We start from the raw sequence: 15219 nt of genomic DNA, 5'->3' as shown, positions 1-15219 counted from the left end.
GTATGCGCTAAATTAATTCCGCCAACGGGTATATAAATATAATTTTCTTAATATTGATTTTATAATGGATAAAAAATATAATTATTTAATTGTTGGCTCTGGTTTGTTTGGGTCAACTTTTGCTTATAGAGCAAATCTGGCTGGGAAGAAATGTTTAGTGATAGATAAACGTCCACATCTTGGCGGGAATCTTTATTGTGAAAAAATAGAAGGAATTAATGTCCATAAATATGGAGCACACATTTTTCATACTTCTAATAAAAAGGTATGGGACTTTGTAAATACAATAGTTGAATTCAACCGATATACCAATTGTCCTGTTGCTAATTATAAAGGAAAGTTATTCAACTTGCCTTTTAATATGAATACGTTTTATCAAATGTGGGGTGTAACTACTCCAGAAGAAGCACAGATTAAAATTGATGAGCAGAAGGCAGAGGCTGTAGCTATTCTAAATGGACGTGAACCTCTAAACTTGGAGGAACAGGCTCTGTGTCTTGTCGGTAAAGACATATTTAATAAACTTATCAAGGAATATACGGAGAAACAATGGGGACGTGAATGTACTGCTCTTCCTGCGTTTATTATCAAGCGACTCCCCGTTCGTCTTGTATTTGATAATAATTACTTTAACGACAAGTATCAAGGTATACCTATTGGAGGATATAATAAGCTTATTGATGGCTTATTGAAAGAAGTAGAATGTATGATAGATACAAACTTCTTTAATTCAGAATTCAGAGACTGGAGAAAATATGCAGACAAACTTGTTTACACAGGTCCTATTGATGAATATTTCAACTTTATGTATGGTAAACTTGATTGGCGTACAGTGAGTTTCAAAACACGTGTAGAAAACACTACAAATTACCAGGGTAATGCTGTTGTTAATTATACAAGTCACGATGTACCTTATACTCGTGTTATTGAACATAAACATTTTGAGATGTTTGGACAAGAAATCGAGATGTGTCCTAAAACTGTTATATCCGAAGAATATTCAGAAGAATATAAAAATGGCAAGGAACCATATTATCCTGTAAATGACGAGCGTAATAATAGATTGGCTGAGCAATATCGGATAATGGCTGAAAAAGAAGAAGATGTGATATTTGGTGGAAGATTGGCTACGTATAAATATTATGATATGGCTCCTATTATAGAAATCGTATTGGGTATGTCAATTTAATAAGATATTAAATATATATAATAGGTATGAATGAATCGAGAGTAAAAAAAGGATTATTAAATGCAAAAATTAATTTTCTGTTTTATTTTGTAAATATAATTATTGCATTTTTTTCCAGAAAAATATTTTTAGAAACTTTAGGCGCTGAATTTATAGGCCTTTCTGGTACTTTGCAGAATATTTTAGGAATGTTAAGTTTGGCAGAATTAGGAATTGGGGCATCTGTAAGTTTCCATCTTTACAAACCAATTAGAGAGTCTAATTATAATGAACTTAATGATAAAATATCTTTGTTTGGTTGGCTGTATCGAATTGTCGGATTTTTTATTTTAGCTGTTGGACTAATTATAAGTTTGTTTTTCCCCATTATATTTAATAATACAGACATTCATTTGCCTTTAATTTATTTTGTTTTTTTTAGCTTCTTAGGTTCCTCGCTTATATATTATTTCATAAATTACCGGCAAATATTATTAAGTGCCGATCAAAAACAGTATGTTGTATCTGTGTATTTGCAAACAGGTATGGTTATAAAGACATTGGTTCAAATGTTTTGCTGTTATTATTTTTTAAACTATTATATATGGGCTATTATCGAGTTTCTTTTTGCAATAGTAGCATGTTTAATTTTAAATTATAAAATAGATAAAACGTATCCATGGCTGAAAGTGATACCTTCTCGTGGAAAGGTGTTATATAAAGAATATCCTTCAATTCTAACCAGTACACGTCAGATATTTATACATAAACTAAAAGATTTCTTATTAGGACAAAGTGATCAAATTCTTATATTTGCATTTGTTTCTTTAAAATATGTTGCCTATTATGGAAATTATTCTATGCTTATTTCACGAGTAACATCTTTGTTTAGTGTTGTGATGAATAGTGCAGAAGCAGGTGTGGGAAATTTGGTTGCAGAAGGTGATAAAGAGAAAATAAAAAGTGTATTTTGGGAGTTGATGTCTATGAGATATTTGTTTGCAGGTATAATTTCTGTTTGCTTGTATTTTATGATACCTCCTTTTATCGTAGTTTGGTTAGGTAGTGAATATTTATTGTCTCCATTTGTAACTTTTTTAATTTGTTTAAATGCTTTTATTTTAATGTCGAGAACTGCTGTTGATGCTTTTAATCATGCATATGGTCAATATGCTGATGTTTGGTCTGCTTGGGCAGAAGGAGGAACAAATTTGTTGGTTACTATAATTGTAGCCTCTCAGATTGGCATAGCTGGTATTTTATTGGGAAAAATTGTAAGTTTGTTTTTTTTTGTAATTCTTTGGAAACCATATTATTTGTTTTCTGATGGGTTTCATGAAAAGTACTGTGAGTTTTGGAAACATACACTAAAATATTATTTATGTCTTTTGATAAGCCTTGGTATTATTTGCATCGCAGATAAATATCGTCCAATGACTCCCAGTGATGGATGGGGGCAATTGATTTGTTATGGTTTATATATCTTTTCTATTTTTAGTGTATTCTATTTTTGTGTTTTATATTTCTTTTCAGAAGGCTTAAAAGAATTTTCTAAAAGAATGGTTAAGCAAATTATAAAAAAATAGTATTATGAATCAGAAAGTTTCTATAATAACGATTAATTATAACAATTTAAAAGGCTTGCAAAGTACGGCAGAAAGTATTCTTCGCTTAGATTATCAAAATTTTGAATGGATAATTATTGATGGAGGTAGTACAGACGGCAGTAAAGCGTTTATTGAACAGATGGATGAACACCTGTCATTTTGGTGTAGTGAAAAAGATAAGGGGGTGTATGATGCCATGAATAAAGGTATTTCTCATGCAAAAGGAGAATATGTTATATTTATGAATTCAGGTGATAGTTTTTATTCAGAAACAGTATTGTCTCAAGTTTTTGCAAACTTAAAATATTCTCCTGATGTTATTTATGGTAATGCTCTCTATATTTTTGAAGATCATGAGGAATTGAAATCTGTTCCTAAAACGATTGATTTTCGTTTTATATATGAATATACCATTTTCCATCAGGCTTCCTTTATTAGGAGAGAGCTTTTAGTTGAAAACGGCGGATATGATATAAACTTAAAAATTGTTTCGGATTGGAAAATTTGGTTGATTTTTATATTGCAGAACCGTGTGTTTGTATATACACCATATGTAATTTGTAGGTTTGATGCTTATGGAATCAGTACAGGACATGATGATAATGTTAATAAAGAGCGAAATATAGTCTTTCAAGAAATATTGCCTCCTGGTATTATAACGATGATGGAAGAGGTATATGCATATGAAAGTATTATACCTTATCAAAAATATCTTTTCTATAGAATAGCTGAAATAAGATTTGTAAAAAGAATCCTTAATGGATTTATTAAGTTTATAAAAATCTTTGTAAAATATGGTAAATGATAACTATTTGATATCTATTATAATTCCAGTTTATAATGCTGAATTTTTTTTGGAAAATTGTATAGAAAGTATATTGTCGCAAACTTATCCTTTTTGGGAATTAATCTTAGTCGATGATGGCAGTACTGATAGGTCATGGGATATATGTAAAAAATATAGTGCTGATGATAAGCGCATAAAAAGTTTCCAAAAGGTTAATGGAGGAGTAAGTTCTGCTCGTAATTTGGGTTTGAAATATGTATGTGGTGACTATTTGACTTTTGCGGATAGTGATGATTATTTGGATGCAGCAACATTTTTAACCTATATAAATGAAATACACTTAACCAATCCTGATATAATAAAAGTTGGCTATATAAAAAATTATGTTGGAGAAAAAACAGAAACTGTTTCAATTGGTAGCGATGTTAGAATGGATAATGTTTCTGACTTTTATCGATGTTTAGAACGCTCTCGTTATTATGGATTCTTATGGAATATGTGTATAAGAAAAGAATGTGTTCATGGAGTATTATTTGACGAAGATATTAATTGGTGTGAAGATCATATTTTTTCATATCAGTGCTACGTTTATTGTAGAAAGATGTCTGTATTGAGCTATCCATGTTACCATTACCAAATTAGAAGACAAATTTCTCTTTCAGATGTTAAAGATCCTTATGTGATTAAGAAAGCGAGTGAAAAAGGGCGATGCTTAAAAATTAAATTGAATAATGGTAAATATAAAGATATTGATGTTGCTATAGAAGAAGAGTATCTTTATCGACTTCATACAATTGTTAGACTTTTGTATCAATATAATTATTCATATAAAGAAAAAAGGTATTTTAATAAAAATTGTTTCATACCCATATTCCCTCTTAAATATAAAGATGAAAAAATATTTTTTAGTATTAAAATACCTTTTATCTTGAAAAATATAATATTAAGAATGTATTATTTAATTAAAAAATAAAAAATGGATATATCTGTTGTCGTACCAGTTTATAATCCACCACACCATTTGTTTGAAGAGAATATAAAAAGTTTGATATCTCAATGTGGAGATTTTGAATTTATTTATATCAACGATGGTTCTACTGATGAGTGGATTGATAAAAGACTTCAAAATTTAGCCGAAACTGATAGTAGAATCGTTTATATCAGAAAACAAAATTCTGGCGTTTCTGATACACGAAATGTCGGAATTGATATGGCTAAAGGAGATTATATTATGTTTGTTGATTCGGATGATGCTTTAGCTAAGGACTCTTTGAATTATGCTTTAGATACTATCAGATTTTTTAAAGCTGATATTGTGATATTTGGCATAGATCAGGGATCTCATGATATACATATTCGTAAGTTGTTAAATTCAAAAGAGCAAAAGCATCTTAAATTGTCAACTCTTGCTTTTCGAACCAGTGATTATTATGATATAGGTGTAAACGTTGATGGACCTTACGCAAAATTGTTTAAGCAATCTCTTATTAATGATAATAATTTGAAATATAAAATAGATATCTGCAAATCCGAAGATGCGATATTTGATTTGTATGCATATGAGTATGCAAATAAAATAGCAATAGATAATCGTTTGATTTATTATTATGCTTATAATGAATCTTCTATAAGCAATAGATATGTTTATAAGCATGCAAAGATGATTCCTTTGTATTTAGATGAAGAAAAAAAATTCATTGAAAAGTACCATACTTATGAGGAAGATTATTGGGATGCATTAGCAACACGTGCCATAACAGGCATAGCCGATGCAGATCATCGTTATTTCGCAAAAACTCAACCTAACAAAAGTATTTGGGTTTTAGCAAGAGAGTTTTCTAAAATATTAAGTGCACCAGTTGTTCAAAAATGTTTAGGGAGGCTTTCTTATTCTAAACTATCTAATATTCAAATGCCTGGCATGAGTAACAAGATAAAATTGTTCTTTTATAAGCATAAACTTACGTTTTTGGATTTATTTATACATAAAATATTAAAGTGATGGTGTATTTTTTAGATTTTAGAAAAAAGTCTTATATAAAAGGACGTCGTGTCAATGCTGATGGAAAGCCAAAGACTGATGTTGGCAAAGCTTTATCCATGGAAAAAAATGTAAAATTGGTAATGTTAAACAATAGAGGTGGGATATGTCTCCTTTCTCGATTGTTTGCAAATTTGCAAATATTGTTTGCTGTCATTATCCGATTTTTGTTTGTTCGTAAACAGATAATAATTATACAGTACCCTTATTTGGTAGGATGTATTGTACCTATATTAAGATTTTTAAAATTCAATAAAAATCGAATTTGTACTTTGGTGCATGATATAGAATCTCTTCGTACTGGGATGTATTCGAGAAATGAAACTTTGTTGCTGGCTTCTGATATAATAATAGCGCATACTCCTCAAATGAAGGAAGCGCTGATGAATATGGGATTTAAAGGACATATTGAAATCTTGGAATTTTTTGATTACATTTCTGATGTCGATCGAGAAAGCAAACAATACCTTGACAAAAATGTTGTTTTTGCGGGTAATTTAGAGAAGTCTACTTTTCTTATGCAACTAAAGGATATTTCTTGTGAAACAATGTTTTTTCTTTATGGTAAACAAAGCGATAAGCTTCCTTTATCCAAAAATGTTTTCTATAAAGGGATGTTTGATGCAGATGATATAGAGAACGTAGAAGGTAATTGGGGGTTAGTATGGGATGGTCAGAGTATAGATAGTTGTTCTGGTAATTATGGAGAATACCTATGTATAAATGCACCTTTTAAAATGTCTCTATATTTAGCAATGAATATTCCTGTTATTGTATGGAAAAAAAGTGCTATGGCACAATATGTTAACGAATATCATTTAGGCATTTGTGTTAATAGTCTGAAGGAAATTTCAAGCGAAATAGATAAATTATCAAAAGTAGAGATTTATAGAATATCACAAGGTGTGGCTAAAGTTTCTAAAGAGGTAAGAACTGGTATGAAAATAAGAAAAGTTGTTCGAAAATTAAATACTTATGATTCCTAAAATAATTCATTATTGTTGGTTTGGTGGTAATCCAGAGCCCATAGAGGTGAAAAGGTGCATTTCATCTTGGAAAAGATATTGTCCTGATTATGAAATTAAGCGTTGGGATGAAACGAACTATAATGTAAATGGGTGTCAATATATGGCAGATGCTTATAAGGAAAAAAAATGGGCATTTGTTAGTGATTATGCTCGGTTGGATATTATATACAAAGAAGGTGGTATATATATGGATACCGATGTTGAGATGTTAAAGCCATTCGATGAACTCTTGAAAGAAAAGATGTTTTGTGGTTTTGAAAGCAGAGATCCTGTAGGTTTTAAAAAAGGTATACCTATAGAATATTCAGTCAATTTAGGACTTGGATATGGCGCAGAAAAAGGTCATCCTTACATTAAAAAAATGTTGGATTTATATCAAAGTCTCCGCTTCTATAATGAAGATGGAAGTCTGAATATGATAGCATGCCCTCGTTATCAGACACTAATTTTATCTCAATATGGACTTGTACCAAATAACAAAACCCAACGATTGAACGAATGCATTGTTTATTCTCCAGAGTATTTCTGCCCGCAAAGTAATGTGACTGATAAAATGCTTTATCCGATAGACAAAAGTTATAGCATTCATCATTTTACCGTTTCTTGGGCTTCTGCAAAAGATTTAAAAGCTCGAGATTGGAAAAATAGGCTCAATCGTTTTTTGCCATATTGGTTGGCAAGCAAAATAATAACTTTAATATTTAGGTTTAGATGAAGAAAAGACTTTGCTTTGTAATACCATATTTTGGAAAATTGCCTAATTATTTTCCTCTGTTTTTGAAATCTTGTGAGGCTAATCCAAAGTTTAATTGGATTGTTTTTACAGATGACGATGGAAATTATGACTATCCTGATAATGTCTTAAAAGTCAAAATGACCTTTAAGGAATGTCAAACTTTAGTAAAGTCAAAGTTCGAGTTTCATGTTGCATTGGAAAAACCATATAAACTTTGTGATTTGAAGCCCATGTATGGTTATATTTTTGAAGAGTATTTAAAAGAATTTAACTTTTGGGGGCATTGTGATGTTGACACTATAATGGGAAATCTTGATAAATGGTTGTCTGAAGAGTTTCTTGAACGATATGACAAATTGTTTTGTTTAGGACATATGACAATATATCGTAATTCATTTGCAAATAATCGTGTCTTTATGCATCGCCTTAAAGATAAACTTTCCTATAAAGATGTGCTATCAAATGAGAGAATTATGTGGTTTGATGAAGAGTGGAATAATGATTATAATATCAATAGAATATTTTTAGATACAGGGAAAAAAGTATTTAAAGAAGATTTATCATTAAATATTTCTTATTCTTATAACAATTTTGTACGCGGAAAGTATGTTGGTAAAGATAACACTACAATGCCTTTTGGCTTTGAGATAGAACAAATGAAGAAAGCTATATATATATGGGATCAAGGAAACTTATTTCGGATATATAGTGAAAAAGGAAAATTGAAGAAAGAGCATTTTTTATATATGCACTTACAAAATCGTCCAATGAAAATGAATTTTTCTTTATTGTATGTTGATAGATTTGAAGTAATACCTGATGAGTTTATTCCCTGTAGAGAAAATACAATTACAAACGACAATATTGATGGGTTATGTATTTGTAAAAGTTGGCTTGTTCAGAAACTCTTCTGTCAAAGATTGATTCGTCGTATAAAAAGTTTTTTTGTTTGAAATGGAAAAGAAATTAATTGTCTTTTTATTATATTGGACTTTATATTCTGGGGTTTTTCATAGTTTCGTTTATTGGACAGAGGCTTTGAATATTGTTCCTGACGTAATACTTCTTATTTTATTTATGAAGAGAAGAAAACATAAGGAAAGACTGCCATTAACTTTTGTTCTAAATAAATTTATACCTATACTATGTTGCATGTTCTTACTTTTAGGTACTTTTTCTATGCTGATGAATGGCTTTTGGATTCTCGCATATGTATGGAACATTCGTTTTTATCTCCGGGCAATACTCTTATTTGTTATTATTTGGGACATATCATGCATTTCTGATTTATATCGTTATAAAAGGATAATGTATCAAGCGTATATTCCGAATTTGTTGTTTTGTTTTTATTATTTCTTTACAGGACAAGGCGGTGATTCTTTGGGCGGTATTTTTGCTGGTGGTAATATGGAGATGGTTATTTATCTTATGCCAGTTTTATTCCTTGCTATAGCAGATTATTATTCCCGCTTGATACCTTTACGGAAATTTGCTTTTATAGTCTTTTCTTCCTTGTTGATGTCTTTTATGGGGGAAATAAAATTGCTTTATATAGTTATACCACTATTTTGTTATGCAGGATATGTTTTGTATAGAAAATTTAGTGTTTCCCATATTTTAGCACTGGTTTTTGCTTTTCTTTTATTTGTTCCTATGATGAAATATATGTTATCTTATTTTTTTTCAGATGAATATGTTGAATCAGTTTTTACAGTAGAACAAACAGAGGCTTATACTGCAGAAGGCTCTTTTGTGCTAGGTCAAGAGAATGGAATGAATCGAAGTACATCTTTAAAGAAAACAGAACAGTTAATCTTAACAGATTCTTCTCATCGTCTTTTTGGATACGGTATAGGTGCGTCATCTTCCTCTTTAGTGTTTTTTTCCCCAATAGGTACTGGTTTTAGAAATACTTTCTTCTTTCTATTTACCCCCTCATATTTGACGGTAGAAGTAGGAAAAGTTGGATGGTGGATATTTATAGGTATATATATATTGCTTTTTATAACATTTACAAAGTTTTATATTACGAACAAAAATAAAGTAATTAAATATTGGGCAGGTATAGGAATATTGGCAAGTTTGATGACCTTTATTTTGATGTGGTATAATAATACCCCAATTTTAGTTTATGTATTATTTTATTATCTTTTTGCCTATTGCATTGTTGCAATCAGGGAAGAATTGAAAATCAAGAATAAACATGATAAATGTATCAATAATCGTTCCGTGTTATAAAGTTGAAGCTTTTTTAGATAGATGCATGAATTCTTTATTGAATCAGACTCTAAGGAATATCGAGATTATATTGGTAGATGATGGTTCGCCAGATATTTGTCCTCAGTTGTGTGATGATTATGCAAATATAGATTCACGTGTAAGAGTTATACACAAGAAAAATCAAGGCTTGGGTTTGGCTCGTAATTCTGGCTTAGAAATAGCAAAAGGCGAGTACATTGCTTTTGTAGATAGTGATGATTTTGTATCAATAAATATGTATGAAAATATGTATATGGAGGCAAAAATTCAACATGCAGATGCAGTGTTTTGTAATTTTTTTACAGAAAAGTCTGACGGATCATGGCATAATAGCAATGAAGTAAAAGTTAATGCGATATGGACTGGAGATATGATAAGGCAGTTTATGCTTGGTATGATAGCTTCGCCACCTTATATAAAATCTGAGCGCTTGTTTCAAATGTCTGTATGGCATGCTATATATAAACGTTCTATTATACTTGAACATAATTTGAGTTTTTTGTCTGAGCGAGAGGTTGGTTCTGAGGACATTCCGTTCCAGATAGATTTTTTAAAATATGCAAACAGTATAGCTTACATTCAAAATCCTTATTATTACTATTGTTATAATGGCAAATCATTGACAACTACATATAAAATGGATATGTTTCAACGGTATAAATGCCTTTATAATATTTTAAGAGAAAAGACTTTAGAAATACCGGATGCATTGGTTCGCGTGAATAGATTCTTTATTGGTTATACTCGCTATTGTATTAGGCATGTTGCAACGTTAGAAAAACTGAAAAATATGCCAAGAATGGATGAGATATTGAATGATGATATATGGAATCTTGTAAATAACGATTTTAAACCATCTTATCTTCCTGTCAAACAACGAATGTTTTATTTTCTTACGAAGTATAAATGTAAAGTAGGATTAGTCTTTTTGTGTCATTTAATAAATCTAATGAATAAGCATATAAAGTAATGATGAAATTTTTGTTAAAGTTAAGTTTGTCCTTTAATTACATTTGGGATAAAATATGGAGTTATGTTTGGAAAAGAAACATGAAGTATTGTGGTAAAAATGTCTATCTTCGTCCTATGTCTTCTGACATTAAAGGTATTTGGAATTTATCCATTGATGATGATTCTTTAATTCCTAAAAATAGTGTTTTTTATTGTACGTTGGCTCCGATAGTGATTGGTAAAAAAGTAATTTTTGGACCTCACCCTACAATAATTACTGGGGATCATCGAACAGATATCATTGGAAAATATATTATGGATATAGAAGACCAAGATAAATTTGAAGATGGAATTAATAAATATGATTCTCCTGTAATAATCGAGGATGATGTTTGGTGTGGAGCGAATGTTACAATATTAAAAGGTGTTAGGATAGGTAAAGGCAGCATAGTTGCTGCTGGCGCCGTTGTAACGAAGTCTTTTCCTCCTTATTCAATTATAGGTGGAGTTCCTGCAAAATTAATAAAAAAAAGATTTCATGATGACGAAATTAAAGAACATGAAAAATTATTGAAATTATATGAAACAACGTGAGATAAGTATAGATGCTTTAAAATTTTTTGCAGTTTTGCTCATTACGAATTCACATATGGAGCCTTTATATGGAGAATATAGTCAGTTGGCTACAGGTGGTGCCATTGGTGATGTTTTGTTCTTTTTTTGTTCTGGCTTTACCTTATTTTTAGGTCAGGAACGAAGATTTGACAATTATTATAAACGAAGAATCAATAGAATTTATCCCACGGTACTGATGTGGGCCTTGATGGCTTCTGTCTTTTTCCGACAGCAATATAATATGGCTTATATTGTATTGTATGGAGGTGGTTGGTTTGTCAGTTGTATAATGATATACTATGTTATTTTACATTTCATTAGAAAGTTCGCATTTAATCATCTAAAAGATGTATTCTATTTCTTTGCTCTATTGACATTAGTTTGGTATTGGTTGATAGATAAACCAATAGGCTATAATATGTATGGGGCTACTTATTTTAAGTGGTGTCATTACTTCTTGTTTATGCTGTTAGGGGCTATCTTGGGCAGCCATCCTACTCAAAGAAAGATTGATTTGAAAATTGATATATTTAAATTGATAGGTTGTATTATTCTTTTCTATTGTATATTGATTGTTGGTAGAAAAAGTGAAATGCTTCATAATCTACAAGTAGTTTCATTACTTCCTCTATTGGGAACAACTTACTATTTTTATAAGGTATGTAAGTCGAATGCATTGAAGAGCTTATATGATTCTCGTATAGTGGGGGCTATAATGAAAACTATTTCTGGCTTATGTTTTGAGGTTTACCTTGTACAGGGTGTTTTGTTTACTGACAGATTTAATAGATTTTTCCCATTAAATATTTTCATTGTATTTGTAATCATTTTAATTGTTGCATACCTTCTGAGATGCATGGGTCGCTGGTTTTCACAGACTTTTAAGGATGGTGATTATGAGTGGAAGAAAGTATTTATGTTGTATTGAGCATGTTGAATAAATCATGTAGATAGAATAGAAACATTACTAGTATGACAAAGAATAAAGACAAAAACACATCTAAAAATATTATTCAACGTGACTTGACTTGGGATGCGATCAAGGGTATTGCAATCATGTTGATGGTGGTCGGACATAGTGGATGTCCCAGCTATCTGAGAAATTTTATATATCTGTTCCATATGGGTTTGTTCTATTATGCCAGTGGTCATTTTTTTAAGGTTAAAGGCATAGCAGGATTCTTGCCATACCTCAAGAAAAAGCTCACAGGGTTATATTGGCCGTTTGTGAAGTGGGGGGGGATATTCGTGCTGTTGCATAATGTCTTTTACTCTCTCGGTTGGTACCAAGATGAGTATAGCATGACCTATACGCTAAAGAAACTGTTGATGACTGCTTTATTCAAGGATGTTGAGAACCTGCTGGTACCTCTATGGTTCATGCAAAGCCTGTTCAAAGGACTTGTCATTACCTATATTGTGTGCTTGATTCCTAAAAAGTGGCTGCAATGGACTGTGGTGGTGGCAACATATCTCATAGGTTGGTTCTACTGTGAAAAAGATATTCATCTGTTCTATTCGATGAATAGGGATATGGGGATTGTTATTGCCATCTTCTTGGGGTATGAACTGAAGAACAGTCAACTTGCACAGAATAAATGGTGTGTCGGAACTTCATTTTTATTACTCGTGTTTGCTGCCTTTTATGTGAGAATTGAGCTTGTTTCTGATGAAATAGGTCCATTGGGCGCATTTCCAATATTGACTTTGGCAGGTGCTGTCTTTATTCGGAGAATTGTTTTATTTTGCCAACAGAAGGCACAGAATTGTTACCGTTTCTTGGCATGGATGGGACGAAACAGTCTCTATATCTTGATTTTCCATTTTACAGGATTCCACTTGTTGAGTAAAATGATGGTTTCTTTTGGCATTGGAAACCCTAACACTTTGTCTAATCTCACATTATTAGATGGCATCAACAACAATTATTGGTTCATTCCATATACTCTGTCTGGTTTGGTTTTGCCTTTTGTATATTTAAGTATAAAACAGGCTGTTTTGAAATATTGTAATAGCAAATAATAATTTATGAAAATCTTATATATAGCTCGTACTGACACCTATCGCTATTACCGTGAGGGTATCAACCCCTCGCATTGGCTCTATGGGGCCGTTGAGATGGAAAGAGACGGAAATGAAGTGATCTGGGAGGATGAGAGCTCAGTGCTGATGAACGACTGGAACTTGGTGAGAAAACACCGTCCTGACATCATTTTCGTTCCCAACCTTAACTTGCGTAACCACCTGTTGCTCTTGTTGCTTACAGCATTGGGGGTGTCGAAGACACCAATCTGTGCTTTTTTGCACCATGAACCGAAGGTGAAGCGTGGATGGAAGTCTCTGCTATATCTGGTCTTGTTGAAAGCACCTAAGCATCTCTTTTTCCTTAGTTCTAAGACAATGGATGAGACAGTAAGGGCTGGTCTGGTAAATGCAAAGAAATGCTCGGTCCCTTATTGGGGTCCTGATATGGATTTTTATAATAAAGTAGAGAAAACTGAAGGCAAATGGTTTGTTTCTACCGGTAAGGAAAATAGAGACTTCGATATTTTGATAGAGGCTTTCCGTCGCACAGGTGCTCCTCTAAAGATTATTACGGCAAAGAGTCATGCAGGGAACGATTATTCTGATTTAGTAGAAAAGTGTAAGGATATCCCAAACATAAAGGTGGTGATAACGGAGAACTCTGGCAATGTGTATCCACAGATGCTGGATGCAATGGCAAACGCAAAAGCTTTGGTCTGCCCGCTAAGAAAAGACAAACTGAACTATTGTGTTGGGCTTTCTACCATAGCAGATGCCATCGGTTTACAAAAACCGCTTATCATTACTCGCAATCCTTATCATGATGAAATGTATACGAAAGGGATGGAAATTGTGGATTCTGTAGATGATTGGGTTAAAGCTATTGAGAAAATAGAAAAGGGACAGTATAACTGCTGTTATTCTAAAATCTCCATGTTGAGTTGTTGGGAGAATATGAAACGTTACTTTTAAAATCTTATGATACTCAGTTTTATCTTTCTGGCTCTTGTTTGGATTTTGCCAATCAAGGGTAAAATGGTTTGTGAACAGCGAGAGCAGTCACAATTCCTTAAATTCATAGCTTCTCTTTTAGTAGTGATTGGTCATCAGGCTTGCTTCTATTGCTCGCCAAATGAGTTGTTTATGAGTGAAACAGGAGTCGGCGCTTTATGTGTGTCTTTCTTCCTCTTTATGTCGGGCTATGGTTTACTTTATAGCCGTGTAAAAAGACAGCAGCGTCTTTCCGTATTGTGGCTGAAAAAGCGTATGATTAAACTTGTTGTACCAGCTATTACGGCAATGGCATTATATGTCGTAGCAGAAGTTGCTGTCGGTAAACAGGTGGATTGGAGTTGCCTTTTAAAATATTGGTTCGTCTCTGACACAAACTTGCGGTATGGCTGGTATGTTAGCGAGATTATTATTCTGTATGTTGCGTTCTTCGCTTTCTATCGCTCATGCTCTATCAAGAAAGCAACATTACTGTATTGTATAGCTGTAGGAATTGCGATATGCATTATGGTGGCTATAAAATGTGCTATATGGTATGTGTTGGGACTTCCATGTTTCTTGATGGGTTTGCTATTAGCATACCATGATATTGACACGAAACATTTTCATTTCCATTTATCGCAATTGCAAATCAAGCTTTTGCTAAGCTTTATGGTGTTTTGCTTCTTCTTCCTGAAGGATTTTGAAATAGTGCAACAGGCTGTACCTATGCTTGATAAGTGGCGATATGCACTTGCTTCAAAATTTTTGGTGAATATTGTATTTATTGTGGTTGTTACTTACATTCTAATGCGACTGCCTATTTGTAACGCTTTTGTGAATCGGGGGGGGTACTTCTACGAAGTTTATCTTGTGCAAGGAGCAACGCTGCTTGTTTGTCGTGAATGGATAACTAATGATTGGCTATTTGTTTTACTTGGTCTTATGTGTACAATTATCGTTGCAAAAGGAATGAGTAAGATTAATAGCTGGACAGTAAAACGTATTTGAT

15 protein-coding genes are annotated in these 15219 nt (G+C 32.1%); all 15 read left to right on the top strand.

Annotated features, from left to right (window positions below):
• Window positions 1-64: 64 nt before the first annotated feature.
• The 15 genes from glf to HMPREF0673_RS05140 are packed head-to-tail and all read left to right on the top strand — an operon-like array spanning window position 65 to window position 15218.
• The gene (glf, locus tag HMPREF0673_RS05210) at window positions 65-1189 is read left to right on the top strand and encodes a UDP-galactopyranose mutase (RefSeq protein WP_007899003.1); all 1125 of its coding nucleotides are present in this window, start codon (window positions 65-67) and stop codon (window positions 1187-1189) included.
• 26 nt (window positions 1190-1215) lie between these two features.
• Window positions 1216-2754, top strand: coding sequence for a lipopolysaccharide biosynthesis protein (locus tag HMPREF0673_RS05205; protein WP_007899002.1), 1539 nt, complete (start codon window positions 1216-1218; stop codon window positions 2752-2754).
• A gap of 4 nt (window positions 2755-2758) precedes the next feature.
• The gene (locus tag HMPREF0673_RS05200) at window positions 2759-3580 is read left to right on the top strand and encodes a glycosyltransferase family 2 protein (RefSeq protein WP_007899001.1); all 822 of its coding nucleotides are present in this window, start codon (window positions 2759-2761) and stop codon (window positions 3578-3580) included.
• Window positions 3570-4535, top strand: coding sequence for a glycosyltransferase family 2 protein (locus tag HMPREF0673_RS05195; RefSeq protein WP_007898999.1), 966 nt, complete (start codon window positions 3570-3572; stop codon window positions 4533-4535). The genes HMPREF0673_RS05200 and HMPREF0673_RS05195 overlap by 11 nt, the downstream gene beginning before the upstream one ends.
• Before the next feature lie 3 nt (window positions 4536-4538).
• Window positions 4539-5564 (top strand): glycosyltransferase family 2 protein, encoded by a 1026-nt coding sequence (locus HMPREF0673_RS05190; RefSeq protein ID WP_007898997.1) that lies wholly within the window; start codon window positions 4539-4541, stop codon window positions 5562-5564.
• Window positions 5564-6589 carry a hypothetical protein gene (locus HMPREF0673_RS05185; RefSeq protein WP_007898996.1) on the top strand — a complete coding sequence of 342 codons (1026 nt, stop codon included), beginning with the start codon at window positions 5564-5566 and terminating at the stop codon, window positions 6587-6589. Before HMPREF0673_RS05190 ends, HMPREF0673_RS05185 begins: the two co-directional genes overlap by 1 nt.
• On the top strand, window positions 6579-7346 hold the full coding sequence (locus tag HMPREF0673_RS05180) for a glycosyltransferase family 32 protein (RefSeq protein ID WP_007898994.1): 768 nt from the start codon (window positions 6579-6581) through the stop codon (window positions 7344-7346). The genes HMPREF0673_RS05185 and HMPREF0673_RS05180 overlap by 11 nt, the downstream gene beginning before the upstream one ends.
• Window positions 7343-8320 carry a DUF6625 family protein gene (locus HMPREF0673_RS05175; protein ID WP_007898992.1) on the top strand — a complete coding sequence of 326 codons (978 nt, stop codon included), beginning with the start codon at window positions 7343-7345 and terminating at the stop codon, window positions 8318-8320. Before HMPREF0673_RS05180 ends, HMPREF0673_RS05175 begins: the two co-directional genes overlap by 4 nt.
• Window position 8321: 1 nt before the next feature.
• On the top strand, window positions 8322-9605 hold the full coding sequence (locus HMPREF0673_RS05170) for a hypothetical protein (RefSeq protein ID WP_007898990.1): 1284 nt from the start codon (window positions 8322-8324) through the stop codon (window positions 9603-9605).
• Window positions 9571-10596, top strand: coding sequence for a glycosyltransferase (locus HMPREF0673_RS05165; RefSeq protein ID WP_040596457.1), 1026 nt, complete (start codon window positions 9571-9573; stop codon window positions 10594-10596). The genes HMPREF0673_RS05170 and HMPREF0673_RS05165 overlap by 35 nt, the downstream gene beginning before the upstream one ends.
• Window positions 10596-11171, top strand: a complete 576-nt coding sequence (locus HMPREF0673_RS05160; protein ID WP_007898986.1) for an acyltransferase — start codon at window positions 10596-10598, stop codon at window positions 11169-11171. The genes HMPREF0673_RS05165 and HMPREF0673_RS05160 overlap by 1 nt, the downstream gene beginning before the upstream one ends.
• Window positions 11158-12120, top strand: a complete 963-nt coding sequence (locus HMPREF0673_RS05155; protein WP_007898984.1) for an acyltransferase family protein — start codon at window positions 11158-11160, stop codon at window positions 12118-12120. The genes HMPREF0673_RS05160 and HMPREF0673_RS05155 overlap by 14 nt, the downstream gene beginning before the upstream one ends.
• 44 nt (window positions 12121-12164) lie before the next feature.
• Entirely contained in the window at window positions 12165-13214 is a 1050-nt protein-coding gene (locus tag HMPREF0673_RS13325; protein ID WP_007898982.1) for an acyltransferase family protein, read from the top strand.
• Window positions 13215-13220: 6 nt separating this feature from the next.
• The gene (locus tag HMPREF0673_RS05145) at window positions 13221-14189 is read left to right on the top strand and encodes a glycosyltransferase family protein (protein ID WP_007898981.1); all 969 of its coding nucleotides are present in this window, start codon (window positions 13221-13223) and stop codon (window positions 14187-14189) included.
• 6 nt (window positions 14190-14195) lie between these two features.
• Entirely contained in the window at window positions 14196-15218 is a 1023-nt protein-coding gene (locus tag HMPREF0673_RS05140) for an acyltransferase family protein (RefSeq protein WP_007898979.1), read from the top strand.
• Window position 15219: the final 1 nt, after the last annotated feature.

Origin of the sequence: Leyella stercorea DSM 18206 (genome assembly GCF_000235885.1) — a bacterium.
In the GTDB taxonomy this organism is placed as follows: domain Bacteria; phylum Bacteroidota; class Bacteroidia; order Bacteroidales; family Bacteroidaceae; genus Prevotella; species Prevotella stercorea.
The sequence above is the reverse complement of the archived record's forward strand: the minus strand, read 5'-3'. Positions and strand labels throughout refer to the sequence as shown.

Excerpts from the sequence above, each read along its gene's own strand:
- glf (WP_007899003.1), top strand. The coding sequence starts at position 65 with ATGGATAAAAAATATAATTATTTAATTGTTGGCTCTGGTTTGTTTGGG.
- HMPREF0673_RS05205 (WP_007899002.1), top strand. The coding sequence starts at position 1,216 with ATGAATGAATCGAGAGTAAAAAAAGGATTATTAAATGCAAAAATTAAT.
- HMPREF0673_RS05200 (WP_007899001.1), top strand. The coding sequence starts at position 2,759 with ATGAATCAGAAAGTTTCTATAATAACGATTAATTATAACAATTTAAAA.
- HMPREF0673_RS05195 (WP_007898999.1), top strand. The coding sequence starts at position 3,570 with ATGGTAAATGATAACTATTTGATATCTATTATAATTCCAGTTTATAAT.
- HMPREF0673_RS05190 (WP_007898997.1), top strand. The coding sequence starts at position 4,539 with ATGGATATATCTGTTGTCGTACCAGTTTATAATCCACCACACCATTTG.
- HMPREF0673_RS05185 (WP_007898996.1), top strand. The coding sequence starts at position 5,564 with ATGGTGTATTTTTTAGATTTTAGAAAAAAGTCTTATATAAAAGGACGT.
- HMPREF0673_RS05180 (WP_007898994.1), top strand. The coding sequence starts at position 6,579 with ATGATTCCTAAAATAATTCATTATTGTTGGTTTGGTGGTAATCCAGAG.
- HMPREF0673_RS05175 (WP_007898992.1), top strand. The coding sequence starts at position 7,343 with ATGAAGAAAAGACTTTGCTTTGTAATACCATATTTTGGAAAATTGCCT.
- HMPREF0673_RS05170 (WP_007898990.1), top strand. The coding sequence starts at position 8,322 with ATGGAAAAGAAATTAATTGTCTTTTTATTATATTGGACTTTATATTCT.
- HMPREF0673_RS05165 (WP_040596457.1), top strand. The coding sequence starts at position 9,571 with ATGATAAATGTATCAATAATCGTTCCGTGTTATAAAGTTGAAGCTTTT.
- HMPREF0673_RS05160 (WP_007898986.1), top strand. The coding sequence starts at position 10,596 with ATGATGAAATTTTTGTTAAAGTTAAGTTTGTCCTTTAATTACATTTGG.
- HMPREF0673_RS05155 (WP_007898984.1), top strand. The coding sequence starts at position 11,158 with ATGAAACAACGTGAGATAAGTATAGATGCTTTAAAATTTTTTGCAGTT.
- HMPREF0673_RS13325 (WP_007898982.1), top strand. The coding sequence starts at position 12,165 with ATGACAAAGAATAAAGACAAAAACACATCTAAAAATATTATTCAACGT.
- HMPREF0673_RS05145 (WP_007898981.1), top strand. The coding sequence starts at position 13,221 with ATGAAAATCTTATATATAGCTCGTACTGACACCTATCGCTATTACCGT.
- HMPREF0673_RS05140 (WP_007898979.1), top strand. The coding sequence starts at position 14,196 with ATGATACTCAGTTTTATCTTTCTGGCTCTTGTTTGGATTTTGCCAATC.